We start from the raw sequence: 26282 nt of genomic DNA, 5'->3' as shown, positions 1-26282 counted from the left end.
TGGCGCTAGGACTAGAATAATGGCCGACGATTTTAGAGATGAGAAAACCCGCGCCGCCGCGTGGTTCCGGCAGTTGCGCAACGACATCGTTGCCACCTTTGAAGCGCTTGAGGACAGCCATGCCATAGGGCCGCTGTCAGATGCGACGCCGGGACGCTTTGAGGTAACAGAAACACAGCGCAGCAGCGATGATGGTTCGGACGCAGGTGGCGGGCTTATGAGCGTGATGCGTGGGGGCCGTGTTTTCGAAAAGGTCGGCGTCAATGTCTCTGAGGTTTACGGTACTTTGGGCGAGGCCGCGCAGCGGTCAATGGCCGCGCGCGGTGTGCCCGGCATGGATAGCGATCCGCGGTTCTGGGCCTCGGGTATCAGCCTTGTGGCGCATATGCAGAACCCGCATGCGCCGGCTGTCCACATGAACACCCGGATGTTCTGGACACCGCATGCATGGTGGTTCGGCGGTGGCTCCGATCTCAACCCGTGCATAGAGTATCCCGAGGACACGGCGCATTTCCACGCCCAGCAGCAGGCGCACCTTGATCCCCATGGCGCCGATCTTTATCCTAAACTCAAGGCTTGGGCGGATGAGTATTTCTATATACCTCACCGGCATCGCGCGCGTGGCGTCGGCGGCATTTTCATGGATGACCGCAACACCGGCGACTGGGCGGCCGATTTTGCTCTGACGCAAGACATCGGTCGCGCCTTTCTACCCGCCTATGTGCCGCTGGTGGAAAAACGCCGGATGCAGCCTTGGTCAGAGGTCGACAAGGATACGCAACTGGTGCATCGGGGACTCTACGCGGAATATAACCTCGTTTACGATCGCGGCACGAAATTCGGCCTTGCGACCGGCCATGACGCCAATGCCGTGTTGATGAGCCTGCCTCCCATGGCAAAATGGGTCTGAAACGGCCTCAGGTTACGAGCTTTGAGAGATCAAGGGACGCCTGACGCATGGCGCCTAGATACTGAAGCGCTTTGTCGACGCTGAACCGCTGTGTCGGGGCGTGAAAGGCGAGTGTCGCCATTAGCCGATCATTGACGTCAAAAATCGGCACGGCTAGCGCGATCATATCTTGCATGAATTCCTCGCGATCCAGGGAATATCCCTGATCGCGCACTTGCTGGATTTCAGCCAGAAGCGCGTTTGGTTCCGTCAACGTGTTGGGGGTGCGCGCTTTTAGCTCCGTTGCGGCCAGATAACGCATCAGATGGCTGCGCGTAAGCGTGCTGAGGTACATCTTGCCACTCGCGGTGCAGTAGAACGGTACCCGTGTGCCAATGGGAAGCTGGATCCGCAAGGGCCATTGCGTCTCGACACGTTCGAGATAGATCATGGCGTCCCGGTCCGGCAGTGTGATGTTGCAGGTCTCGCCAATCTCGCGGCTTAGCTGTTGTAAAATCGCCTGACGCGCCGTGCGAATACGCAACGACGACAGAACCCCGCCCGCCAGTGTGCGCAGGCGCGGGCCGGGCGAATAGCTGCGCCCATCCAGATCACGCTGAAGAAATCCCTCCTCTTCCAGCGTGGCAAATAGGCGGTGGATCGTGGGTTTGGGCAGACCAAGAGCTGCGTTTATCTCGGTGGGTGTGATTGGCACGCCAGCGCGCGCTATCTCTTCAATCACCATGAGCAACCGCAGGTTGGTCGGTATCGTTGTTGCGCCCTCGCCATCCATGCCGAACCCGTCTTTACCGCTGCGGAAGAAGCGCGGTCGATAGGTCAGGAACCAGCGCCACAAGGACCCAGACCGTCAACAGCGCCACAAGATAGGGGACCGTGTAGCGCAAAAGTTTGAAATAGGGAACGCCCGTCACCCCCGACGCCACATAGAGATTGAGCCCGTAAGGAGGCGTGATGAAACCGATAGACGCCCCCACCAAGAAGATCACAGCAAACTGCACCGGCTCTATCCCAACGCCATGCGCAATAGGGGCCAGAATGGGCGCAAGAATGATCGTGACCGGCAGGCTTTCGAGCACCATACCGCAGACAAAGACGATAGCCATCGAGGTGAAGAGCACTGCGTGATAACCGCCCATCGAGGTCACAAAATTGCCAATGGTTTCCTGTGCGCCCAAAACCGACAGGATCTGTTGCATCACCACGGACACGGCGATGAGCGGTGCCAGAATGCCGGTGATCTGCGCCGAACGCATGGTGATCGACGGTAGCTCCATCGGGCTAAAGCCTTCGACCACCAGCATTTCCGACATCTTCTTTTCGCTGACATCGCGCCCTTTGGCCCCACCCATGAACTTGTAAAGTGGCAAGCTGACAAAGCCGACAATGACACAAAACCCAACGGTCACTCCGGCCGCCTCGGTCGGAGAGAACTTACCCGTGTAAATACCCCAGAGCACCAGACCGATGGCAAAGAACCCGAGCCATGCCCCAATGGCGGTTTTGAGCACGCGCATCGGGCTGAGCGCAATCAGGATACCCCAACCATTGCGCCAGCAAATCAGGAACGCGGCCAACATCATCGCCAGTACCATCAGCGCCCCGGGAATGATCCCTGCGACGAACAATTCTGAAATCGGCAGATTGAGGAGAAAACCATAGACAATGAAGATGATCGAAGGCGGGATGATGATCCCTACCGTACCACCCGCCGCTGCTGTGGCTGCAGAAAAGCGCGCGTCATATCCACCCTTGACCATTTCAGGATGCAGCATCGAGCCGATGGTCGCCGTGGTCGCCGAGTTTGACCCGGAAATCGCGGCAAAGAGCCCGCATGCACCAAGCGCCGCCATGGCCAACCCGCCCCGGATCCAGCCAAGGCACGCATAGGCAAAATCACTCAGCCGCCGTGCGATACCCGAACGGTTGATCAAATCCCCGGTGAGAATAAAGAGCGGCATCGCCAAGAGGGCAAAGCCATCGGTGAACACATCTGCCAACGCCCCCCCGATATTCTGCAGGGACATCCCCAGCACAAAGGAGATGCCGATGACCCAATATCCAATGACCAGAAACACCGGCACGCCAAGCATGAACAAAAAGGTTACGGCAATGGAAATCAGGGTGATGAGGGTCGGGTCAGTCATCTCAATCTCCTCCGATCACAGCTTGGGTGATCAGGGTTTCGCCTTTGCGGAAATTGGCAAGGTCGGTCAGGGCATTCTCGATCACCCGCGCCACGAGGGTGGTAAAGGCCAGTGGCACAGATAACAAAAACCACCATTGCATGACGTTATCGGTGCCAAGCATGATCTGAAAGTTCGAAGCAGAATTGGCCACGACCTTGGTCGAGGTGACCACAACAACCCAAGAAAACCCGATCCAGAGCAGGGCATCGAGCATGAGGCAGACCATCTGCCCGGCGCGAGGCATGGCGGTGCGAAACTCGGCAAAGGCCAGATGGGTGCGCAGTTTCACGTTATAGCTGCATCCGAACCACGTCATGATGAGAAAGAGAAAGGGCGGCAAGGTCGTGGACCACGGTACCTGTTGCGAGAACACGAAGCGGCGGAACACCTCGACAAAAATGATGCCACCAATCGCGAGATAGGAGACAACCATGATCGTCTGTTCCAGATTACGCTCTGCCCAAGGGCTGAAGCGATAGATCATCAGGATTAGCAGGGACAGCACCAACATCGCAGCAAGTCCAAGCGGCCAAACCGCAGGTTGGTTCATCGCCGAACTCAACATCCAGGAATCGCCTGCCATGAAAGCACTCAGAATCTCTCCCGTGCCCTGAAACCAGCCGGTCATGCCCATTTCTCCCTTTGGGTTGCCCTACACATACCGCGTCTTGGGCGGCTTTGTCGTCCGGGCCACCCAGAGGGCAGCCCGGTCCGTTTCTCTGGAAATCAGGCGGACCGCCACCAGCGGCGCGGCTCGACATTCTCGGGCAACGTATCCACGGGGATTTCCCGCGCAACGTTATAGATCTCCTGATAGGTATCGATTCCACCCGCCCAGCCATTAAGCCGCTCACGCCATTGCGCCCAAGGCTCGGGGTTGAACTCGGGCGAGCACATTTCCTCAGCCATCTTAATCTGATCGTCAGCCAGAAAGGCCGGACGCACGTTGTTCTCGGCAAAGATCGTACCGGGCAATTGCGGATCAGAGAACCCGACGGTCTTGACCAATGCGGCCTCGTTGGCGGCCTGCACATGGACCTGTGCCAGATAGGCGGATTCCATGATTGCATCCTGCAAGTGCCCCTCCATCGCGTCGAACACTTTGGCCGACATGGAAGTGTGCTCTGTCCCACAGAAAAACTTGAGATCGACCGACTGGCTGACCACCGGCGACATATTGGCATAGGCCACTGCCGAGGCCCATGTTTCCGCGCCGTCGATGAGACCCTGCTTGAGCCCGTCCAGCGTTTCCTCCCACGCGACCGGAACCGGGTTGAGGTTCAACAACTGCATGGCGATGCGTCCGAGTTGCGTGCCCGTGACACGGTTCTTGGTTCCAAACAGCTCTTCCAGTTTTGTCACAGTCGGCTTGTTCGCAAAGGATTGCCCCATCTGGAGACCGCGCAATTCGCAATGCGAGAACAGGAACTTCAACCCGTGCCGTTTTTCCAGCGGTTCGCGCAGGATTTTTTGCGAGGCGGGGCTGTAGAGGAAATGATACTGTGCGGCCCGGCTGGGGAACATATAGGCGTAATCCAGCACGTTGAGATAGGGCGCGCCACCAGCAGAGTTCTGGGTCGAGGCAGCATACATATCGACCACACCCAACTGGGTCTTTTCCACACAGTTGAGCTGACCGCAGATCTGGTTATCACCGATGAATTCCACGCGAATTTCGCCGTCGGTCCGCTCCTCCAGATCGCGGGCGAATTCCAGAACACCAGCGCGTTCGATCAACAGATTGCGCGCGTTGAAACCCGCAGCCCCCAGTTTGAGCGTATGCTTGGGCTCTTTGCCGAACCGTTTGCCATAGCTGCTCTCGGCGGCACGCGCCAAAGACGGGAGCGAGACCGCTCCTGTCAACGCACCCGCGCCCAATACCACGGATGACAGGCCAAACTGACCCGACAGACGGAACAGGTCCCTGCGAGAAATCCCGCTCAGGACTTTCGATACTTTCATGGTCTCCTCCCTATTTTGCAATATTGATACTTGCAGTCTCAATATTGATCGAATTATCCTTGATCTGGCAAGGAGATTTTTTTCCTCACGTCAGGACATAGGGAGGGTCACCGGGAATGTCGGAGATTTCAGCGGATTACGTGATCGTCGGCGCGGGCTCTGCCGGATGCGTTTTGGCGAATCGCCTCTCGGCCGACCCACGGATCAAGGTCGTTCTGCTCGAGGCCGGGGGGCGCGACTGGAACCCATGGATCCATATTCCAGTCGGATATTTCAAGACGATGCACAACCCGACCGTCGATTGGTGCTACCGGACAGAGCCCGATCCAGGGCTCAACGGTCGCGCGCTCGACTGGCCACGCGGCAAGGTTCTGGGGGGCTCGTCCTCTCTCAATGGGTTACTCTATGTGCGGGGTCAGCCGCAGGATTACGACCGCTGGGCTCAGATGGGCAATCCGGGCTGGGGCTGGGATGACGTTCTGCCGCTGTTCAAACGCTCAGAGCGGCAAGAACGCGGCGCAGATGATTTTCACGGCGACCAAGGCACGCTCTGGGTGTCAAACATGCGCCTGCAACGCCCCATTTGTGACGCTTGGGTCGCGGCAGCCCAAGAGGCAGGCTATCCGTTCAACGCCGATTATAACGGCGCCACTCAAGAGGGTGTCGGCTATTTCCAATTAACCACGCGCAAAGGGCGGCGCTGCTCTGCGGCTGTGGCCTTTCTCAACCCGGCGCGAACCCGGTCGAACCTGACCATTGTAACACATGCGCAGGCCAGCCGAATTCTCTTTGACGGCACGCGCGCCATCGGCGTCGCCTATCGTGACCGTTCAGGCCGGGAACAGGTGGCCAAGGCGGGCGCAGAAGTGGTCGTGTCATCCGGTGCGATTGGTTCGCCGCAACTGCTTATGCTGTCCGGTATCGGTGAGGCCGCGCATTTGCAGGATCACGGAATTGATGTCCGCCATGATCTACCCGCAGTTGGCCGCAACATGCAGGACCATTTACAGGCACGGCTGGTGTTCAAATGCAATGAGCCTACGCTGAACGACGAAGTGCGCAGCCTGACCAATCAGGCACGGATCGCGTTGAAATATGCGCTGTTTCGTAGCGGCCCGATGGCGATGGCCGCAAGTCTTGCCACTGGTTTTATGCGCACCGGTGATCATGTAGAGACACCGGACGTCCAGTTTCACGTCCAGCCTTGGTCCGCCGACAGTCCCGGCGAGGGGGTGCATCCGTTCTCGGCCTTTACCATGTCGGTCTGTCAGTTACGGCCTGAGAGCCGGGGGGAAATCCGCCTCGCCTCTGCTGATCCGGGGCGCCATCCCAAGATCCATCCGAATTACCTGTCCACTGAAACCGATTGTCGAACCATTGTAGAAGGCATCAAGATTGCCCGCCGCATAGGCCGGTGCGCACCTTTGACCAGCAAAATATCCGAGGAATTCCGCCCTGACCGAACGCTCGATCTAGAGGATTACGAGGGCACGCTTGATTGGGCACGGCGCTATTCGACAACGATCTATCACCCGACGGGCACCTGCAAGATGGGCTCGGGCACCGGCTCTGTGGTCGATGCCCGGCTCCGGGTGCATGGCATCGCCGGGCTGCGCGTGGCGGATTGCTCGATCATGCCCGAAATCGTGTCGGGCAATACCAACGCCCCCGCAATCATGATCGGCGAAAAGGCCTCGGACATGATTCTTGAGGATCGCGCGGCGGGCTGAACGCATCCAGTCCCCGCCGCGCCCCGTTCTAGAAATCACTGCCCCGGTTTGGCCCGTCCAAACATGCGTGTCACGATAACAAAGAAGAGGGGCACAAAAACCACGCCCAGAACGGTCCCCGAGATCGTCCCACTGAGAACGCCCGAGCCGATGGCATTACGCCCGCCAGAACCGGCACCAGAACTCAGTACGAGCGGCAGCACCCCAAGGGAAAACGCCATAGAGGTCATGATGATCGGTCGGAAGCGCTGACGCGCCGCTTCGATCACAGCGTCCAGAATACTCTCGCCAGCCTCATAGCGTTCTCGGGCGAACTCCACGATCAGGATCGCGTTTTTGCCCGTAAGGCCCACCACCGTTAACAGGCCCACCTGGAAGAACACGCCATTCTCAAACCCTCCCAGCCACGCGCCGGTGAGCGCCCCTACGATCCCGATGGGCATGGCCAACATCACCGCAAAGGGGATCGACCAGCTCTCATAAAGGGCGGCCAGGGACAGGAACACAGCCGCCAAGGAAAGCGCGTACAGAAGTGGCGCCTGATTGCCGGATTCGCGTTCCTCAAGGGATAGCCCCGTCCAAGCCAGTTCATATTCCGCCCCCAGTTGCGCAACCAGCCGCTCCATCTCGGCCATCGCCTCACCGGTGGACACGCCGGGCGCGGGCGAGCCTTGCAACTGCACCGAGGGAATGCCGTTGTAACGATAGAGCCCCTGCGCACCGTAATCCCATTCTCCCTCGGAGAAATTCGAGAATGGCACAAGGCCACCGCTGGCATTGCGCACGCGCCATTTCTCGATATCCGTGGGCTGCGCGCGTGCCTCGGCCTCGCCCTGCACATAGACACGCTTGATCCGCCCCTGATCCAGAAAGTCGTTCACATAGGTACCCGCCCAAGCGACCTGAAGCAGTTGCCCCACATCGTTGGGTGTCAACCCCATCGCCCCTGCCTTGCGCCAATCAATATCCAGATTGAACTGCGCCGCATCCTCAAGGCCGTTGGGGCGCGCAGAGGCGATCAGTTCACTTTGCGCCGCCATGCCCAGCAGTTGATTGCGCGCCGCCATCAGATCCGCATGGCTCTGCCCACCGCGCGCTTGCAGATAAAAATCGAATCCTGACACATTGCCCAGTTCGATCACCGAAGGCGGCACCACCGGGAACACCATCGCATCGCGGATCTGGCTAAACGCACCAAACGCCCGCCCCGCGAGAGCCTGTACGCTCTGGCCCGGTTCGGTGCGCTCTTCCCAGTCTTTGAGTTGCACAAAGGCCAGACCCATATTCTGCCCGTTGCCGGAAAAACTGAAACCGACCACACCGAACATGGAATTCACCACCTCGGATTCCTGCTCGAGATAATAGTCTTCGACCTGCTTGACCACCTCCAGCGTGCGCTCGGCGCTCGACCCGGTGGGGGTCTGGATGAGAGTGAACAGAATGCCCTGATCCTCTTCGGGCAGGAACCCGGTGGGCGTGCGCAGGAACATCAGCGCCATACCAAGTGCCAGTGCCAGATACACGACAAACACCCGGACCGGACGGCGTACAGACCAACCGACCGTGCCGCCATAGCCATTGGTAAGCGCGGCAAAGCCCTTGTTGAACCAAGCGAACGGTCCGCGTGTGGCCCCATGCCCCTTTGCCTTGAGCAGCGAAGCACAGAGCGCCGGTGTCAACGTGATCGCGACCACCACAGACAGCGCCATCGCGGACACGATGGTAATGGCGAACTGCTGATAGATCACGCCGGTGGAGCCGGGAAAGAACGCCATCGGCACGAAAACCGCCGAAAGCACCATAGCGATACCCACCAGCGCGCCGGTGATCTGGCCCATGGATTTATGCGTGGCCTCGCGCGGCCCCAGCCCTTCTTCTTCCATGATCCGCTCGACGTTCTCTACCACAACGATCGCATCGTCGACCAAAAGGCCGATCGCCAGCACCATGGCCAGCATGGTCAGCGTGTTGATCGAGAACCCTGCCGCCGCCAGCACCCCGAACGTGCCCAACAGCACGACCGGCACTGCCAGCGTCGGGATCAGCGTGGCGCGCAGGTTCTGCAAAAAGAGGAACATCACAAGAAACACGAGACCAATCGCCTCGAACAGCGTTTTGACCACCTCCTTGATCGAAATCTCGACAAAGGGCGTGGTGTCATAGGGGATCACATAATCGACGCCCTCAGGAAAGAAGCGCGCGAACTCGGCCATCCGATCCTTGATTGCGCGGGCGGTATCGAGCGCATTAGCCCCCGGTGCCAGCGTGATCGCCATGCCCGCCGCCGGGTCAGTATTGAACCGCGCTGTTGTGGCATAGTTCTCCGCCCCAATCTCAACCCGCGCCACATCGTCCAACAGCACCAGACCACCATCGGTTTCGGCCCGCAGCACGATCTGGCGGAAATCCTCGGGTGTGCTCAACAGCGATTGCGCTGTGATCGTGGCGTTGAGTTGCTGGCCCTCCACCGCCGGGCGGGCACCAAAAGAGCCCGCAGAAATCTGTGCGTTTTGCGCCGAAACTGCTGCGACCACATCGGATGGTGTCAGGCCAAAGCCCGCCAACTTGGACGGATCGAGCCATATCCGCATCGCATATTGCGCGCCAAACACACTAACCGATCCGACACCTTCGACACGGCTCAATTCATCCACCAGATTGGTGACCATGTAATCCGACAGGTCCACCTGTTCGAGACTTCCATCGGTGGAGATCATCCCCACCACCATCAGAAATCCGGCTGACGACTTTTCTACCGTTATCCCTTGGCGTTGCACGATTTCAGGCAAAAGCGGCGTGGCCTGCCCCAATTTATTCTGCACCTGCACCTGCGCGATATCGGCATCGGTCCCGGTTTCAAAGGTCAGCGTGACCTCTGCGCTGCCTGACGAGGTTGAACGCGACGAAAAATAGCGCAGCCCGTCCAGCCCGGTCATCTGCTGTTCGATCACCTGCGTGACCGTATTGGCAACCGTATCGGCAGAGGCCCCCGGATAGCTGGCCGAAACCGTCACCGATGGCGGCGCGATCTGCGGATATTGTGCAACTGGCAGGATCAGGATGGCCAGCACCCCGACCCCCATGATGAGAATCGAGATGACCCATGCAAACACCGGGCGGTCGATAAAGAAGCTGGCCATTCGTTATATCCTCTGCCCGATACCTATTGCAGCGCGTCGCTGCGTTCTTCGGGCGCGACGGGCGCCCCCGGTGCGGTTTTCTGAAATCCCGCCACAACGATACGGTCCCCAGCGTTCAAACCCTCGTCCACCACCCAAGCATTGCCGCGATCCTGAATGACATTAATGGCGCGTTCCTCGATCATGCCCTCAGCATTGACCACCCAGGCCAAGGGCCGACCGCGTCGGTCGCGGACCACGCCCTCTTGCGGAACGAGGAAGACCGCCTCGACCACCTCGACAGGCACTTCTACCTGCACATACATCCCCGGCAACAGCAGCAGATCAGGATTGTCGAATTGCATCCGCAGCGTCACGACGCCGGTCTGAGGGTTCACATTCGGTTCCGCCGCCTTGAGTTGCCCGGTCTCGCTGTAATCCGAGCCATCCGCCAGCTTGAGTCGAACCGTAGAATCCGCCCCCTCAAGGTCACGCGCCGTCTCACCGCGTCGCCAACGCAAAAGGTCAGCAGCCGATTGCGTCACATCGACATAGACAGGATTGATGTTGCGGATCACAGTCAAGGGCTGCGCCTGACTTGCGGTCACAAGCGCGCCCTGTGACGTCAGCGAGAGCCCGATGCGCCCCGACAACCGCGCCCGGATGGTGGTGCGCGACAGCTCGATCTCGGCTGAATTGAGCTGCGCTTTCGCCAGTTCCAGCCCGGCCGCCACAGCATCACGGGTCGACGTTGCCTCATCCAGCGCCTGCTCGCTGGCCACATTGCGCAACTGCAGTTCCACAAGACGCTGTGCCTCGCGCTCCGCCGCGCGCAGCTGTGCCTCTGCCTGCGCCACGCTGGCCTGCGCCTGCCGCACCGCCGCTTCATAGGTCGCCATGTCAATCTGATAGAGAGGATCGCCCTCTGCCACATCCGCGCCCTCTTCAAACAGGCGCTCAGTGATGATCCCGTTGACCTGTGGGCGAACCTCGGCCTCTGCCGACGCCGCCACACGCCCCGGCAGGAGCGACGTCAACGTCACATCCTGCGGCTGTAGGGTCACTACGGTGACGGGGGTAGGTCCCTGCCCCTGCTGTGCCTCCGCAAGCACAGGCCAAATACCGGCACAGACAGCGAGCGAGAGGAGTATTCTGGGAAGATGAGCCATCAGAAGCCCTTTCACGATAAAGCCGTGGCAAAGTTACATCGGCTGATTTATAAAACGCTTGGGTTTTGTAAATATGACAATCCCGGAAATGGCAAGATCGCAATTAAGCCCGCACAACGTCTGTGCGAAATTGAGACATATAAAATGCGCGATAGCACGCAAAACGGTGCGACATATGAAAAGATAAGGCGCGGGCGCCCTATTGCTCTCACCTGTGACGCGCGGCGCGAGGCGATTTTCGCCGCACTTGAGGCGGTCCATGCCGAAACCGGACTCGACGCAGCCACGATGCAGGCCATCGCATTGCGCGCAGGCATGTCCAAACGCACATTATACGAGGCATTTCCCAGCCGGACCGCGCTCTTGCGGTGTTACCTCGACAAGGTCACAGATCAGTTCATTCGCCCCTTATCGGCATCCGACACAGACTTGCCGATCGCTGCGCGGCTCGATCGCGTTTTATCACAGAATGCCCGGCATCAGGGATATGGTCTGCCACTCGAAATTTTGCGCACATTCATGTCTCAGGTTCCCACCACCCCTGAAATTGGGCTCGATGTGGTCGAACGGTTGCTGAACCGCGATTTGCGAATTTTGGCCCAAGAACTTGAACGCGGCGTTGCGCGCGGTGAAATCACCCTAGAGCACATCCCAAGCGCAGCAGCGCTACTGCTGGATATGGTACGACCTTGGCCGATAGAATCTCTGCTCGATCCCGCGCGTCTGGCCACCCCGGATGCCTTTGCCGCGCGGCGACATCTTGCGATCAAGGTCTTTCTCAACGGGGTCTCCACCTGCGCACTGGATACTTAAGCACCGCCTTTCAAGGCCCCCGCAGCGTCAAACGCCTGCAACTGCAGCCCACCCTCCTGCACAATGAAATCAATGACAGCCTCAATGCCCACCCCCTTGCGCAATTGCCCAAGGACGTACGGCTTTACCCCTCGTGCCTGTCGCGTGTCTGCGTCAAGACGCGCAAGATCGACGCCCACATGTGGCGCCAGATCGGTCTTATTCACCACAAGAAAGTCGGATTTCGTCAACCCCGGCCCCCGTTTGCGCGGAATATCCTGTCCGGCAGCGGTATCGATCACATAGATCGTCAGATCCGCCAGTTCCGGGCTGAAGGTGGCGGCCAGATTGTCGCCGCCCGATTCGATCAAGATGAGGTCGAGATCGGGAAAGGCGCTATTCAGGTCCGCCACGGCCGCCAGATTGATCGAAGCATCCTCGCGGATCGCGGTATGCGGACAGCCGCCGGTTTCGACGCCACGGATGCGGTCCGCAGGCAGCACCTGCGCGCGCGTCAAAGCTTCGGCATCCTCGCGGGTGTAGATGTCATTGGTAATCACCGCCATGGAACAGCACGGTGCCAGCGCCCGCGCCAAGCCCTCGGTCAGCGTCGTTTTGCCCGCACCCACCGGGCCACCAATGCCCACCCGCAGTGGACCATTCATGCCTGTTTGGCTCATGTCCGGAATATCCTCACATCTTGGGTCTCATGCTGCAAAGCCGCCATATCACCAGCAAGCGCACAGGTGCCGATATCATCAAGCGTTGCCTTTGCGGCCCGGTGGGCCAGCGCGCGAGTGATCGGCAAAACTCGCGCCAGAACCCCTTGCCCTTCGGTTTGCCCCAACGGCACATTACGAACTGCAATCGTCACAAGATTTCCGGCAAAGCCCTGCAAATAAAGACCAACAACGTCCGATGTGGACAGGTTCAATACCCTTGCCGCCTCACCCACTGCGACCGGCAGCAGGCGTGCCGACAGTGCGCGCCCGGTGATCCCCGCCACGGCCCGCGCAAACGCAGCGCCCTGTTCGCGGCTTTCTTGCAACCGTTCGGCACAGAGTTGCAGCGCGCGCGCCAGATCATCCAGCACAGCGCAGTCGCCCTCCAGCGCATGGGCCAGCAGAACCGCATCCTGCCAGCCCGCTCCAAATCGCAGGATATTGCTCAGCCAGACCTCTAGGCTAGTTGCGTCGTGAACAACCCCCGCCGCAATCTCGCGCTCCAGCCCATGCGAATAGGCAAACGCCCCTGTGGGAAACGCGGGCGAGAGCCATTGAATGAGCGTGAAATGCGCAGGCGTCAGCATCAGGCGTGATGATCATGCGGGCCGTGATCATGCCCCATGGTGCGCCCCTTGCCATAAGCCCCACCTTCGGGATGGAACGGGCCGGTGACGCGCCGCACTTCTGCACCCAATTGCACCAGCATCGCCTCGATCACATGATCATGGCGAACGCGCAGGTGATCCGTCAAAATCTCGCAGGGCGTATGCCGATTGCCAATATGCCAAGCCAAGCGCGTAAGGTCTCCGCGCACCTCTACCAGATTCTCAGGGGCCGCCTCCACCCCTACGGCACGACCATCGTCGAGAGCAAACCCCCAGTGATCGTCGAGGTTCGTGACCTCTGCCAGATCGACCAGAAACTCCAACCCACCCCTGCCGACCAACCGCCTGCGCCGCATCAGCCGCGCATCATAGTCCAGCACGACGATATCAGCCACAGCCTCGGGCGGGCTATGCAAGAGATGGCGGGACGTGGGCAACTTGGTCATCATCATCCCTCAGAACAAAAAATATCGCTGCGCCAAAGGCAATTCGCGCGCCGGTTCGCAGGTCAGAACCTCACCATTGGCGCGCACCTCATAGGTTTCGGGATGCACCTCGACCACTGGCGTCAGACTGTTGTGGATCATGTCGCGCTTGCCAATGCTGCGTGTATTCGACACCGCGAACGTAGATTTCGCCAGCCCCAGTGCCGCGCCAATCCCGTCGGCCTGCGCCGCAGCACTCACAAAAATCACGCTTGAGCGCTCGACCGACCGTCCATAAGCTCCGAACATCGGTCGTGAGTAGACCGGCTGTGGTGTGGGTATGGAGGCATTGGGATCGCCCATCTGCGCCAACACAATGGTCCCCCCCATCAACACCATCTCAGGCTTGGCCCCAAAAAATGCCGGGTCCCACAGCACCAGATCGGCGCGCTTGCCGGAGGCAACGCTGCCGATATGGGCGCTCATCCCGTGCACGATCGCGGGGTTTATGGTGTATTTCGCGATATAACGTTTCACCCGCATATTGTCGTTATCGCCGGTCTCCTCAGTCAGTCGCCCGCGCTGCTTGCGCATCTTATCGGCAGTCTGCCAGGTGCGAATGATCACCTCGCCCACGCGCCCCATCGCCTGACTATCGGACGCCATGACCGAAAACGCGCCCATGTCGTGCAGGATATCTTCGGCGGCGATGGTTTCGCGCCGGATGCGGCTCTCTGCAAAGGCCACATCCTCGGGGATCGTCTTGTCGAGGTGGTGACAGACCATCAGCATGTCGAGATGCTCTTCGATGGTGTTGACCGTGTAGGGCATCGTCGGGTTGGTCGAGGACGGCAGGATGTGCTCATATCCCACAACCTTCATGATGTCCGGTGCGTGTCCGCCTCCCGCGCCTTCGGTGTGAAAGGCATGGATCGTGCGGCCCTTCATCGCCGCAAGGGTATTTTCCACAAATCCACTCTCGTTGAGCGTATCCGTATGGATCATCACCTGAACGTCCATATCGTCAGCGACGCTGAGACAACAGTCGATGGCGGCGGGCGTGGTGCCCCAATCCTCATGCAATTTCATGGCGCAGGCCCCCGCACGGACCATTTCGGTCAGCGCGGCAGGCTGGCTCGCATTTCCCTTGCACGAGATACCGAAGTTCATTGGAAAGGCATCCAGCGATTGCAGCATCCGCCCGATATGCCAAGCCCCCGGCGTGCAGGTGGTGGCGAGCGTGCCATGCGCGGGACCAGTGCCGCCGCCCAGCATGGTAGTGATGCCCGAATGCAGCGCGTCCTCAATCTGCTGTGGGCAGATGAAATGGATATGCGCATCAAACCCGCCGGGGGTGAGGATGCGGCCCTCTCCGGCAATGATCTCTGTCCCCGGCCCGATGATGATATCGACACCGGATTGCGTATCGGGATTGCCAGCCTTGCCAATCGCAGCAATCAGACCGTCGCGCAGCCCCACATCGGCTTTGTAGATGCCGGAATGGTCAAGGATCAGCGCATTGGTGATGACCGTGTCCATCGCCCCACCTGCGCGGGGCGTCTGCGCCTGCCCCATCCCGTCGCGGATCACCTTGCCGCCACCGAATTTCACCTCTTCGCCGTAAGTGGTCAAATCCCGTTCCACCTCGATGATCAGATCGGTATCTCCAAGGCGCAACCGGTCGCCGGTTGTGGGGCCATACATGGCGGCATAGGCCGCGCGGGGGATGGAATATGGCATCTCAGAGGTCTCCCTTCGCGTCGGGCGCGCTGCCAGGCAAGGGGCGCTTTGTACCAATCCCTTGCATCACAAATCCCCCATCACCTGCCCATTGAACCCGAATACCCGCCGCGCGCCCCCGTAAGGAATCAGCCGCACCTCACGGGTCTGCCCCGGCTCAAAGCGGACGGCGGTGCCAGCAGGAATATCCAAACGCTGACCCCGCGCCGCATCGCGGTCAAACGAGAGCCCACTATTGGCTTCGGCAAAGTGGTAATGGCTGCCCACCTGCACGGGTCGGTCGCCGGTATTGGCGACCATCAGAACGGTCACCGGCGCATCGGCGTTCAGGATGATATCCCCCGGAGCGGGGAAAACCTCGCCGGGGATCATTTCCGCCTCCGCCCGAGCAGGAACCCACCCGCCACCGCGATCACACCCACACCAGCAAGCCACATCGCGCCAATTCCATGCGGGTGCAAATGCGGTCCTGAATGGGCAAGCGCCAGCGTCGGCGTAAGCAGAAAAAAGGCCACAGGATAACGCATGATCGGATCCTTTCAGCGAATTGGGGTGTGGACGGTCACCAGCTTGGTACCATCAGGAAATGTCGCCTCGACCTGTACGGCATGAATCATCTCGGGGATGCCCGTCATGCATTGCCCGGCGGTGATCACATGCGCACCTGCCTCCATCAGATCGGCCACGGAACGTCCATCGCGTGCGCCCTCGACCACGAAATCGGTAATCAGCGCCACCGCCTCGGGATGGTTGAGCTTGACGCCGCGTGCAAGCCTGCCGCGCGCTACCATCGCGGCGAGGCTGATCAGTAGCTTGTCCTTTTCGCGGGGGGTGAGGTTCATCGCGTGTCTCTCCTAGGGTTGCCAGACGCGGGGCAAGGGGCCGGGGCGCAAGATACCCAACAGCCGTATTATTTGACGTCTGAGCGGCCAGCCATCGGCGGCGATCAAGCGGATCATCAGCTTGCCGTCAAAACCTGAGGCACCGCCCGTCACACCCGGCTCATCCAATAGCGCGCGAACCCGACCCACGCTATCCTCTGCCCCCTGTGCCACCAAGGCCAGCGTGGCAAAGGCACGTGCGCCGTTCAGGACAGCGGGGCCAGCGCTCAGGCCTTGAGACGTCAGATGCAGCGGTTCAATCAGAACCGGCCGGCCCGCCCGATTGATCCGGCGGGTATCACACAGCGCGACCTCTGCCAGCGTCTCACCCATGGCCGCCCGCCCCAGCACCACTGACTCCAGCATCAGGCAGGAGGCCCCTTCCGCCAGATCAATCGCGGTATCACGGGTCAGGTGGCTTGCGTCAAAGAGAATGGTTTCCTGCGGCAGCCAATCCAGATGAGCGCCAGAGCCAACCACATGCCGCACCGAGACATGCGCCGCACCGCCCGTGCTGCAATAGGCGCGCTCGGCCGTTTGCGTGGTGGCCGTGGCCCGACACCTGTCCGCAAGATCAAGGCGATAGGCTAGCGTATCGCCCCCCGCCAACCCGCCAGAGGTATTGAGAAACACCACCTCGGGACCAGAGGTGCCGGGATGCACGAACGCCTTGGCCGATCCCGCCTGATGCAGCCGGTCGAGCCGCGCACCCACAGGGCCACGCAAGAGGCCGACATGCGCTGTGCCATGGCTACGCTGATGCTGGGGGACAGGACAGGCGGTCATATATGATTCCGGTTTGTGACAAACCATAGGCTAGCTGTTGTGTCAGGGCCCGCCAGTGGCCCGGTGCACCAGCCCGACTTCAGATCGCCGCGCCACACATATCTGCCTAATTTTACCGCAGTGCGCCCATCAAATAGACACTTCACGCAAGAGCCGTTCGCGCGCCACCATTGCAGCAGGTTCGGACAGCCGCACCTCACCCCGGTTCAACACCACCAGTTCATCCGCCAGCCCATAGGCGAAATCGAAATACTGCTCGACCAGCACGATGGCGATGTCCCCCTCGTCGCGCAGCAGGCCAATCACCTCGCCGATCTGCGTGATGATATTGGGCTGGATGCCCTCGGTCGGTTCATCCAAGAGCAGCACGCGGGGGCGCGCAATTAGCGCCCGCGCAATCGCCAACTGTTGTTGCTGCCCGCCCGACAGATCGCCGCCACGCCGGTCCTTCATCTGCGCCAGCACCGGGAAGAGGTCATAAATACGCGGCGGAATCACATGCTCGGATTTCGGCAGACAGGCAAAGCCTGTTTCGAGATTCTCGGTCACGGTCAGGAGCGGAAACACCTCACGCCCCTGCGGTACATATCCGATGCCAGCGCGCGCCGCCTGCGCCGCGCTCAGATGATCCAAAACCACGCCGTCCAGCGCGATCCGCCCGCCCGAATAGGGATGCCGCCCGGCGATGGCCTTCAACAGGCTGGTCTTGCCCACCCCGTTGGTGCCCATCACCGCCGTCACAGCCCCCGGTCGCGCCGTCAGGCTGACGCCGTGCAGGATTTGCGACGCACCGTAATGCAGCGTCAGGCTCTCGACGTTCAGCATCTCTCATCTCCCCAGATAGACATCAATCACCTGCTGGTTCCGTGTCACATGATCCAAACTGCCTTCGGCCAGCACCGCGCCTTCGTGCAGCACCGTCACCTTGCAGCCCAGACGGCGGATGAATTCCATGTCATGCTCGATCACCACCACGGCGCGGGTTTGCGCCGCACGTTTGAGAATATCCGTCGTATGCTCGCGCTCGGTCGGGGTCATGCCAGCGGCGGGTTCATCCACCAACAAGAGACGCGGATCCTGCGCCAAGAGCATGCCGATCTCCAGCCATTGCTTTTGCCCATGGCTCAATTCCCCGGCGCGGCGCGGCAGCGCATCCAGCAAGCCGATTTCCTCAGCCAGTTCTGCAATTCGGGCAGCACCGCGGCTTGAACGGCGGTGGAACAACACATCGAATGGCCCGCGCTTGTTCTTGAGCGCCATGCCGAGATTCTCGCGTACGGTCTGCGCCTCAAACACCGTCGGCTTCTGAAACTTGCGCCCGATGCCTGCCCGCGCGATTTGGCTTTCGGTCATACCCAAAAGCGAGACGTTTTTTTCACCCCAGATCACCCGGCCTTCATCGGGCCGCGTCTTGCCGGTGACGATGTCCATAAAGGTCGTCTTGCCCGCGCCATTTGGGCCGATGACGGCGCGCAATTCCGGCTCTGCAATCTGGATCGAAAGATTGTTGATGGCCCGGAACCCATCAAAGGTTACAGAAACGCCCGAGACTTCGAGAAGCGTGGTCATGGTTTCCTCACGATCATGTCAAAGAGGCCGCCGATGCCGCGCGGAAAGAACAGTGTTACGGCGACGAAGCCGAGCCCCAGCAGCACCAGCCACCAATCGGTCCAGTTGATCGTATAGAACCCGAGATTGATATTGGGCGCGCCGCCACCGGTAAACCAGCTCGACGCGAGCGACACCACCGCCGCGCCAATCACCGCGCCATAGAGCCGCCCACGCCCACCGATAGCCACCCAAACCGCAAGGTAAATGGATGCAATCGGTGCAATTTCAGCCGGGTTGATAATCCCCGCCTGCGGGTAATAGAGCGCACCCGCGATGGCCGAGACCACTGCCGTCAAGGTGAAGATCACCAGCTTGTAACTCTCAACATCATAGCCCAGAAACCGCACCCGCGCCTCGTTGTCGCGAATGGCGCGGGTGACCGATCCGAACTTGCCCGACACCAACCACGCGAACAAGAGATAGCCAAGACCCAGTGCCAGCGCCGAGGCCCAGAAGAACCACAGCGACAGGGTGGATTGCGGCAAATGATCAAGGCCGGGAATGTTCTGCAACCCCGAGAGGCCATTGTTGCCGCGCAACCCGGTGTCATTCTGAAACAGGTAGAGCGACAGTGCCAATGTCATCGCCTGCGTCAGAATGGACAGGTAAACCCCGGTCACCCGGCTGCGAAATGCCAACCAGCCAAACACCAGCGCCAAAAGACCCGGCACCAGCACCACCAGTATCAGTTGCAGCGTCAGACTATGGGCAAACCCCCAGAGCATGGGCAATTCATTGCTGCCCACCACGCCGAAAATTTGCTTGGCGATGGCGTTCTCGATCTCGCCTTGGGTGGGCGGAATCGGCGCACCAGAGAGCGAGCCGATCACGATTCCTTGGGTGCGGGCATACATCAGCCACATGCCGATGGCGTATCCCCCCAGACCAAAGAAGGCGAAATGCCCGAGGCTGAGGATACCGCAATAGCCCCAGACCACATCCATCGCGACCGCAATCAGGCACAGGCAAAGCGTCATGCCAAGAATTTTGACCGTCGAGGTTGAAAAGAGCGCAAGCCCGAACCCCTCCGCCAGAACCGTCACACCAAGGGTGAAGAGGGCGAGACAACCAAGAAACCAAAGCACCGACGGGTTTTCCGCCAGAAACCGCTTGCGCGGAGCAATATCGGGTGTGCTCATGGCTCAGTCCCCCGCTGCGCGGCCCTTGAGGGCGACGATGCCCTTGGGCCGGAATTGAATGAAGAGAATGACGAAAAGCACCATATAGGTCTGCGCCGCCAGCGTGTTGGAGGGGTTGAACCATTCAATCCCCTTTTGCAGAAAACCGATCATCGAGGCGCCCGCCAGCGTGCCCCAGACATTGCCGACGCCGCCCACAACAACGGTCATGAAGCTCTGGACGATATAATTTGCCCCCATCTCTGACGTGACCTGTGCATAGAGGCCAATGGCCACACCCGCGATCCCCGCGATGCCAGAGCCCAGACCAAAGGTCAGCATGTTGATGCGGTCCGGGTCGATGCCCATACTGGCCGCCATGCCGGGGTTTTGCGTGACGGCCCGCACCTCTAGCCCCAATCGCGTGCGTTTGAGGATGAAAAGCAGCAGTGCCAGAAAGATCAGGGCAAGGACGAAAATCGCCACCCGGATATTACTGATGCTCACGATATCGTTCAGCGTCAGCGCCCCGCTCAGCCAATCGGGTGCCGTAAGGGGCCGCGCCTGCGTACCAAAAATATTCTTGGCGAGTTGTTGCAACGCGATCGAGATGCCAAAGGTTGCGAGCAGCGTTTCCAAGGGCCGGGTATAGAGATGCCGGATCACCAGCCGCTCCATCGCCACGCCCGCACCGAAGGTCACCACAAAGGCCAGCGGCAGAGCGATGATCAGGCTGATGGTGTAATCAGGGATAAAAAGCTGCACCACATAGCCGGTATAAGCCCCCATCATGATGAACTCGCCATGCGCCATGTTGATCACCCCCATCACACCAAAGGTGATGGCAAGACCAATGGCCGCGAGAAAGAAGATCGACGCCAGCGACAGCCCGTCCAGCACTAGATCGAGTGTCTGATAGAGGCCAAGCGCGCGCGAGGTCGCGGCCAGCGCCGCCTCGGCGGCGGTTGTCACCTCAGAGGTGGGCTCGCTGTACACCTCGTAGAAAACATGCGTGGCCACGGCGCGCGCGACCTCATCCTCGGCAGCGCGGGGCGGCACGGTGCCCGCCGCCTCCAGCACCTCATAGGCACGGGTGCGGGCGGCATCCGTGTTCAGCTGATGCAGGGGTACACCGCCCACCGCCCCATCGACGATATGTTGCGCCAGCACGTCACGACGATCTGTTGCGCTCTGACGAGGCGGGGCAAGCTTGGCAGCCACCAGCCGATCATAGGCCTCGACCGTGGATATATCCACGCCGACCTCCAGCACGCGGGCGATGTTTGCCCCCTCTGGCGCGACCATCCCAACCCCCGGCACGCGCGCCGTCAACTGGTTGAGCACGCTGCGCGCCTCAATGCTGGTATCACCCGCCAATCCCTCTATCGCAGCCAACCGATACGGCAGTGCCGTCGCGAATTGCGCGGTGAGCAACGTCAAGAGCCGCTCCTTGCGTTGCTTTAGTCCCGGATCGCTCTCAGTTTCGATGGATTTTCTGAGCGGCGCGATTTGGCTTGCCTCAGAACTGCGGGCAATGGCATCCAACGCAGCCGCCCGACGTTCAGGTGCGGGCGCGTTCAACTCGTAGGGCACAAGCGCCGCTGCAATCACACTGCGGACCCCTGAATTGGGCCGGATCTGGTTCACTTCACGGCTGGTCACATCGGCCACCGCCGCTCCGCTATCCAAGTCAATCAAGCGCAGGCCGTTACCCGCCTCTTCGGCAAAGAAAAACAAGCCGTCTTCGGTACGCTCATAGACTCCGCGATCCTGCCAACGCAGCAAAAATTCGGCTGTCCCGGGAAGATCAGCAGCCAAAAGAGCGGCCAATACGCCATCAACCGTACTGCGCGACGGCTTGGCAATCTCGGCCTGATACTCTTGCAACAGCGGTTGCAGCGCCTCTTGCGCCAGTGCCCCACCGGGCCGCAGAAGCGCAAGAATTGCAAGGATCAGCATTGTCGCCCCAAGCCGGGCGAAGGAAGGAATGAAACGCATCTGAATGAAGGCCTTGATCAGGGGTAAGGGCGCGCGCGGGCTTCCCCACGCACGCACCCGGTCTGCATCAGTAGTTCGAGGTCATCTGCACGCAGGTCTCGGTCTCGGTGTTGTACATCCCACACCCCAGATCCTTCCAGTCGCTCTTGAGCGGCGCACTCGCAGGCAGATAATCGGTCCAGGCATCGCCCGGCACTTCTGAGGTCTGGCTGATAATGTCGAACTGCCCATCGGCGCGAATCTCTCCGATCAGCACCGGCTTGGTCAGGTGATGGTTGGGCAGCATGACGGCGGTGCCGCCTGTCAGGTTGGGATATTCCTGCCCCCACATTGCCGCGCGAACCGCATCCACATCGGTGGTGCCTGCCGCCGTTACCGCGTTCACCCACATGTTGAAGCCGATGTAATGTGCCTCCATCGGATCATTGGTCACGCGGTTCTCACCGGCATAGGCCTTCCATGCCTTGACGAATTCGGCGTTGATCTCGGTATCAGCGGATTGGAAATAGTTCCACGCCGCGAGATGCCCGACCAGTTCAGTGGTATCGAGACCTGACAGTTCCTCTTCACCCACCGAAAACGCGACGACGGGAATGTCATCCGCGCTGACGCCTGCGGCGGCCAGTTCCTTATAGAACCCGATGTTGGCGTCACCATTGATGGTGGAAATCACCCCCACCTTCTTGCCGCCCGCGCCCAACGCAACCACATCAGCCACGATCGTCGCCCAGTCTGAATGCCCGAACGGGGTGTAGTTGACAAAGATGTCGCTCTCCGCGACCCCCTTGGATTTCAGATAGGCATCAAGAATGTTGTTGGTGGTGCGGGGATAGACATAGTCGGTCCCCAAAAGGGCAAAGCTCTCGACCCCCAACTCTTCTAGGAAATAATCCACTGCCGGGATCGCCTGCTGATTGGGCGCGGCACCAGTGTAGAACACATTTTTCGAGGACTCCTCACCCTCATACTGCACCGGATAGAACATCAACCCGTTGAGTTCCTCCAGCACCGGCAGTGCCGATTTTCGGCTCACGCTGGTCCATGAGCCAAAGATCACGTCGACCTCGTTCACGGTCAGCAGCTCGCGCGCCTTTTCGGCAAAGAGCGGCCAATCAGAGGCCGGATCGACCACAACCGCTTCAATTTCGCATCCCAACAGCCCGCCTTTGGCATTCTGCTGCTCGACCAGCATCAGGACCGTGTCCTTGAGCGTCGTCTCGGAAATCGCCATCGTGCCAGACAGCGAATGCAGCACACCCACCTTGACAGGGCAATCCTGAGCCAGCGCAGGTGCTGTCGCAAGAAAAGTGGTCGCTGCAAGGCTCGCCATAAATGTAGTTTTTGTCATTTCGTTCGGAACTCCCATGTCCGGGCTGCGCGCGTCGTGGCGTTGTTCAATTTCGGGTCCCCCACCGTCATTTTGGCGACGCAGCATTCAGGTTGCACCTCTCCACAGGGATGAGCGATCCACCTGAACCGCTGCCACTGCGTGAGGTTATGAGCCATTTCGGGCATGAAGAAGCAAACAGGCTCGGCGCCAATTGCTCTAGCAACACCGTGCGCCAATGCTGTCCACTGACCAAGATTGCCGCTTTTTGGGCGGATTTCCGGCAGGACGCATAATTTATTTGCGTTTGCAGAAAGCTATGCCGCATTGCGGCATAGCTTATGTCAGGGTTTTTGCCCTCGGCCCTGCACAAGGATGGCCAAAAGGCCAAGCAGTCCTGACCCCACCATCAACGTCACCGAAACGGCATTGAGCACCGGGGTAGAGCCTTCGCGCATCCGGTCGAACATCGTCACGGTCAACGGTGCATTCGATCCGTTCAGAATCAACGTGGTGTTGAAATTCTCGAAGGAGATGAGAAACGATATGATGCCTGCGCCAAACAGCGCGGGGCGCAACCACGGCAGGGTGATGGTGCCAAACACGATTGCCGGACTCGCCCCAAGGTTCAGCGCCGCCTCTTCCAGCGTGCGGTCAAAACGGCGCAGACGCGCCGCAATCACCAGTGTTGCGATCGTCGTGATGAACGAGAATTGCCCGAGGATGACCAGAAACAGCCCCGGTCGCAACGCCCCGATTTCCAAACCTGTTATGGTGTTCACCGCTTCCGCCAGTGTCGAGGAAAACACGAGGATCGAAATCCCCAAGATCACCCCCGGAACGACCAGCGGGGCCAGCATCATCAGATAGGCGAATTCCTTGAATCGGAAATCATGGCGGTCAAACAGAAAGGCCGTTGTGGTTGCGACACTCAGCGACAAGAGCGTTACCCAAAATGCCACGAAAGCCGAGTTGAAAAAGCCCGCGACGATACGCCGGTCATTGATCAAGCCAAGCCGGGGCTGCTCCGCCCCGATAAACCAGTCGAGCGTGAACCCCTCCCACGGCAAGCCTGGAAACTGGCTGTCATTGAAGGCAAATACCGCCACCACGGCCAGCGGCATCGCCATATAGACAAAGAACAGCGCCACATAGGCCGCATAGGCAAACCGCAGCAGTGGTGGACGAGGGAGCGACGCCAGCATCTTAGCGCCCCAAAGTGTTGGAGAGCGACTGTCCGGACAGCCGCAGCAAAAGCCAGACAATCACGCTTGACGTGGCCAACAGGATAAAGCCAAAGGCCGAACCCAACTCCCAATTAAACCGCGTGATGAATTGCGAATAGATCTGCGCGGTGAACCATTGCCCGCTCTTGCCCCCGAGCAAGGTCGGCGTCAGATAATTGCCAAGCGCCAGCATGAAAACCACAATCGAGCCTGCAATGATCCCCGGCATGGCATAGGGAATGACGATTCGCGTCAGCACGTTCCAACCGTTGCCGCCCAGATCATAGCCCGCCTCGATCAGCGCATCGTCCATCCCGTCGATGGTCGAAATCAGCGGCACGATCATGAACAACATCGAGGTATAGACCAACCCGATCAAAATGGCCGCATCATTATAAAGAAACTCCACTGGCCCCGAGATGATCCCCAAACCCTGTAGCGCATTGGAAATCAAGCCGGTTTCCCTGAGCAGCAACATCCAGCCAAAGACCCGCACGATCTCTGACACCCAGAACGGCAAGAGACATAGCATGAAAAGCGCCGCCTTGGTGCGACCACGCGCGATCTTGGCAATGTAATAGGCTACCGGAAACCCGATGAGAAAGGTCAGGACGGTCGCAATCACAGAGAAAACCACCGTGCGGAACAGGGTCCACGGATAAACCCAAGAGGCCAGAAAATCACCGTAGTTCCGAAATCCGGTTTCATAGACTCGCGGCGCCACCTTTTCACGCAACGAAAGGATCAGCATGTCGATATGCGGGATCACGATCAACAGCGCGATCCACGCCGCAAAGGGCGCGAAGAGCAACCAGAACACCAGCTTGCCTTCCCGCATCATGCCACCGCCGCCGCAAAGGACACGACCGCCCCCGGCCCAAGCCCGAGTGACACCTGAGCCCCGCGCCGCAACGGTTCTGCCTCTCCTGATTGTGGCAACAGCGCCTCGATTACATCTCCTCCGGGCAAGCGCGCCAGAATGCGGCTCTGCGCCCCATTAAAGAGCACATCTTCGACCACCGCCTCCAGCCGGTTGGTGCTGTCTTGCGCGCCAGCCCCCACTGCGATTGACTCGGGTCGGATAAATACGTCAACCAGCTCGCCCGCCGCGGCGCTTCCTGCGCGTGGTGGACCCGCCACCAACGTTAGCCCTCGGTCCGTGGTCAGTTTGCATCCGGCACCATCCGCCGCGATCACCTTTGCCCGCAGCCGGTTGGCATCGCCCACGAACCCGGCAACAAAAGCGGTCTGCGGTCGGAAATACAACTCTTCCGGCGTGCCGACCTGTTCGAACCGTCCGGCATTCATCACGGCCACCCGGTCCGACATCATCATCGCCTCGGATTGGTCATGGGTGATATAGACAAAGGTTGTCCCGAATTCGTGCTGCAATTGCTTCAGCTCGATCTTCATATGCTCACGCAGTTTGAGGTCCAGCGCGCCCAGTGGCTCATCCAACAACAGCACTGCAGGATCGAGCACCATCGCTCGCGCGATTGCGATCCGTTGCTTCTGGCCGCCCGACAGTTGATCAATCTGCTTTGGTCCGGCATCTGGTAGCCCAACCCTACTCAGCACATCCGACACCGCCTTTGAGATCGCCGCGCGTGGCGTACCGCGACGGCGCAGGCCATAGGCGATATTCTCCGCCACCGTCATCATCGGAAAGAGCGCCAGATGCTGAAACACAAGGTTCACCGGTCGGCGGTTTGGCGGGGTATTCAGAACCGATGCACCCTTGATCAGAATATCGCCCATATCGGGCTGTGCGAACCCTGCCATCATTCGCAGCAATGTGGTCTTGCCACAGCCCGACGGGCCGAGGATGGAAAAAAACGATCCCTTGGGGATTGCGAAGGACACATCGTCCACTGCCGTGAAGCTGCCAAACCGCTTGATCAGGTTGCGGCATTCAAGATCGGCCGAAGAAATACTGTCCACGTCTGCTCTACCTTTTTGGGTGATGCGGCAG

General features: G+C 59.8%; 25 protein-coding genes. 3 read left to right on the top strand and 22 right to left on the bottom strand.

The features are described 5' to 3' along the window. Window positions 1-19 precede the first annotated feature (19 nt). Entirely contained in the window at window positions 20-910 is an 891-nt protein-coding gene (hemF, locus tag ACN0SW_RS10305) for an oxygen-dependent coproporphyrinogen oxidase (RefSeq protein WP_417727838.1), read from the top strand. 7 nt (window positions 911-917) lie between these two features. On the opposite strand, the gene ACN0SW_RS10300 is transcribed toward hemF, so the two are convergent. The 4 genes from ACN0SW_RS10300 to ACN0SW_RS10285 all read right to left on the bottom strand — a co-directional run bounded on the left by ACN0SW_RS10300 (window position 918) and on the right by ACN0SW_RS10285 (window position 5058). Continuing rightward, window positions 918-1682 (bottom strand): IclR family transcriptional regulator, encoded by a 765-nt coding sequence (locus tag ACN0SW_RS10300; RefSeq protein WP_417727837.1) that lies wholly within the window; start codon window positions 1680-1682, stop codon window positions 918-920. A 13-nt stretch (window positions 1683-1695) separates the two neighbouring features. After that, window positions 1696-3054: a TRAP transporter large permease gene (locus ACN0SW_RS10295; protein WP_417727836.1), complete on the bottom strand. Its 1359-nt coding sequence runs from the start codon at window positions 3052-3054 to the stop codon at window positions 1696-1698. Between the two features lies 1 nt (window position 3055). Then, the gene (locus ACN0SW_RS10290) at window positions 3056-3724 is read right to left on the bottom strand and encodes a TRAP transporter small permease (RefSeq protein WP_417727835.1); all 669 of its coding nucleotides are present in this window, start codon (window positions 3722-3724) and stop codon (window positions 3056-3058) included. Between the two features lie 98 nt (window positions 3725-3822). Further along, complete coding sequence (locus ACN0SW_RS10285) at window positions 3823-5058, bottom strand: TRAP transporter substrate-binding protein (protein ID WP_417727834.1); 1236 nt, start codon at window positions 5056-5058, stop codon at window positions 3823-3825. Between the two features lie 116 nt (window positions 5059-5174). Between ACN0SW_RS10285 and ACN0SW_RS10280 the strand changes: the two genes are divergently transcribed. Then, window positions 5175-6788: a GMC family oxidoreductase gene (locus ACN0SW_RS10280; RefSeq protein WP_417727833.1), complete on the top strand. Its 1614-nt coding sequence runs from the start codon at window positions 5175-5177 to the stop codon at window positions 6786-6788. Between the two features lie 35 nt (window positions 6789-6823). Here the strand turns inward: ACN0SW_RS10280 and ACN0SW_RS10275 are convergent, their stop codons facing one another. Continuing rightward, window positions 6824-9928 (bottom strand): efflux RND transporter permease subunit, encoded by a 3105-nt coding sequence (locus ACN0SW_RS10275; protein WP_417727832.1) that lies wholly within the window; start codon window positions 9926-9928, stop codon window positions 6824-6826. 23 nt (window positions 9929-9951) lie between these two features. Next, on the bottom strand, window positions 9952-11076 hold the full coding sequence (locus ACN0SW_RS10270) for an efflux RND transporter periplasmic adaptor subunit (protein WP_417727831.1): 1125 nt from the start codon (window positions 11074-11076) through the stop codon (window positions 9952-9954). Here ACN0SW_RS10270 and ACN0SW_RS10265 point away from each other — a divergent pair. Beyond that, a complete protein-coding gene (locus tag ACN0SW_RS10265; protein WP_417727830.1) occupies window positions 11068-11889 on the top strand; it encodes a TetR/AcrR family transcriptional regulator in 822 nt (273 codons plus the stop codon). The genes ACN0SW_RS10270 and ACN0SW_RS10265 overlap by 9 nt on opposite strands. On the opposite strand, the gene ureG is transcribed toward ACN0SW_RS10265, so the two are convergent. The 16 genes from ureG to ACN0SW_RS10185 all read right to left on the bottom strand — a co-directional run bounded on the left by ureG (window position 11886) and on the right by ACN0SW_RS10185 (window position 26251). After that, the gene (ureG, locus tag ACN0SW_RS10260; RefSeq protein ID WP_417727829.1) at window positions 11886-12548 is read right to left on the bottom strand and encodes an urease accessory protein UreG; all 663 of its coding nucleotides are present in this window, start codon (window positions 12546-12548) and stop codon (window positions 11886-11888) included. The genes ACN0SW_RS10265 and ureG overlap by 4 nt on opposite strands. Next, a complete protein-coding gene (locus tag ACN0SW_RS10255) occupies window positions 12545-13174 on the bottom strand; it encodes an urease accessory protein UreF (RefSeq protein WP_417727868.1) in 630 nt (209 codons plus the stop codon). The genes ureG and ACN0SW_RS10255 overlap by 4 nt, the downstream gene beginning before the upstream one ends. A gap of 2 nt (window positions 13175-13176) precedes the next feature. Continuing rightward, window positions 13177-13644, bottom strand: a complete 468-nt coding sequence (locus ACN0SW_RS10250) for an urease accessory protein UreE (RefSeq protein WP_417727828.1) — start codon at window positions 13642-13644, stop codon at window positions 13177-13179. A 9-nt stretch (window positions 13645-13653) separates the two neighbouring features. Then, window positions 13654-15363, bottom strand: coding sequence for an urease subunit alpha (gene ureC / locus ACN0SW_RS10245; protein WP_417727827.1), 1710 nt, complete (start codon window positions 15361-15363; stop codon window positions 13654-13656). Window positions 15364-15429: 66 nt separating this feature from the next. Next, complete coding sequence (locus ACN0SW_RS10240) at window positions 15430-15735, bottom strand: urease subunit beta (protein ID WP_417727826.1); 306 nt, start codon at window positions 15733-15735, stop codon at window positions 15430-15432. Next, window positions 15732-15890, bottom strand: a complete 159-nt coding sequence (locus ACN0SW_RS10235) for a hypothetical protein (RefSeq protein ID WP_417727825.1) — start codon at window positions 15888-15890, stop codon at window positions 15732-15734. Before ACN0SW_RS10235 ends, ACN0SW_RS10240 begins: the two co-directional genes overlap by 4 nt. A 12-nt stretch (window positions 15891-15902) precedes the next feature. Continuing rightward, window positions 15903-16205, bottom strand: a complete 303-nt coding sequence (locus tag ACN0SW_RS10230) for an urease subunit gamma (protein ID WP_417727824.1) — start codon at window positions 16203-16205, stop codon at window positions 15903-15905. A gap of 12 nt (window positions 16206-16217) precedes the next feature. Beyond that, the gene (locus tag ACN0SW_RS10225) at window positions 16218-17030 is read right to left on the bottom strand and encodes an urease accessory protein UreD (RefSeq protein ID WP_417727823.1); all 813 of its coding nucleotides are present in this window, start codon (window positions 17028-17030) and stop codon (window positions 16218-16220) included. 129 nt (window positions 17031-17159) lie between these two features. Beyond that, window positions 17160-17855: an urea ABC transporter ATP-binding subunit UrtE gene (gene urtE, locus ACN0SW_RS10220; RefSeq protein WP_417727822.1), complete on the bottom strand. Its 696-nt coding sequence runs from the start codon at window positions 17853-17855 to the stop codon at window positions 17160-17162. Window positions 17856-17858: 3 nt separating this feature from the next. Beyond that, a complete protein-coding gene (gene urtD, locus ACN0SW_RS10215) occupies window positions 17859-18599 on the bottom strand; it encodes an urea ABC transporter ATP-binding protein UrtD (protein ID WP_417727821.1) in 741 nt (246 codons plus the stop codon). After that, window positions 18596-19780: an urea ABC transporter permease subunit UrtC gene (gene urtC / locus ACN0SW_RS10210; RefSeq protein WP_417727820.1), complete on the bottom strand. Its 1185-nt coding sequence runs from the start codon at window positions 19778-19780 to the stop codon at window positions 18596-18598. Before urtC ends, urtD begins: the two co-directional genes overlap by 4 nt. 3 nt (window positions 19781-19783) lie before the next feature. After that, on the bottom strand, window positions 19784-21757 hold the full coding sequence (gene urtB / locus ACN0SW_RS10205; RefSeq protein WP_417727819.1) for an urea ABC transporter permease subunit UrtB: 1974 nt from the start codon (window positions 21755-21757) through the stop codon (window positions 19784-19786). Window positions 21758-21824: 67 nt separating this feature from the next. Continuing rightward, the gene (urtA, locus tag ACN0SW_RS10200) at window positions 21825-23105 is read right to left on the bottom strand and encodes an urea ABC transporter substrate-binding protein (protein ID WP_417727818.1); all 1281 of its coding nucleotides are present in this window, start codon (window positions 23103-23105) and stop codon (window positions 21825-21827) included. 323 nt (window positions 23106-23428) lie between these two features. Then, a complete protein-coding gene (locus ACN0SW_RS10195) occupies window positions 23429-24289 on the bottom strand; it encodes an ABC transporter permease (RefSeq protein WP_417727817.1) in 861 nt (286 codons plus the stop codon). 1 nt (window position 24290) lies between these two features. Then, entirely contained in the window at window positions 24291-25148 is an 858-nt protein-coding gene (locus tag ACN0SW_RS10190; protein WP_417727867.1) for an ABC transporter permease, read from the bottom strand. Continuing rightward, window positions 25148-26251: an ABC transporter ATP-binding protein gene (locus ACN0SW_RS10185; protein WP_417727816.1), complete on the bottom strand. Its 1104-nt coding sequence runs from the start codon at window positions 26249-26251 to the stop codon at window positions 25148-25150. Before ACN0SW_RS10185 ends, ACN0SW_RS10190 begins: the two co-directional genes overlap by 1 nt. Between the last annotated feature and the right edge of the window lie 31 nt (window positions 26252-26282).

The organism is Roseovarius sp. (genome assembly GCF_048262375.1).
Lineage (GTDB): Bacteria > Pseudomonadota > Alphaproteobacteria > Rhodobacterales > Rhodobacteraceae > Roseovarius.
The sequence above is the reverse complement of the archived record's forward strand: the minus strand, read 5'-3'. Positions and strand labels throughout refer to the sequence as shown.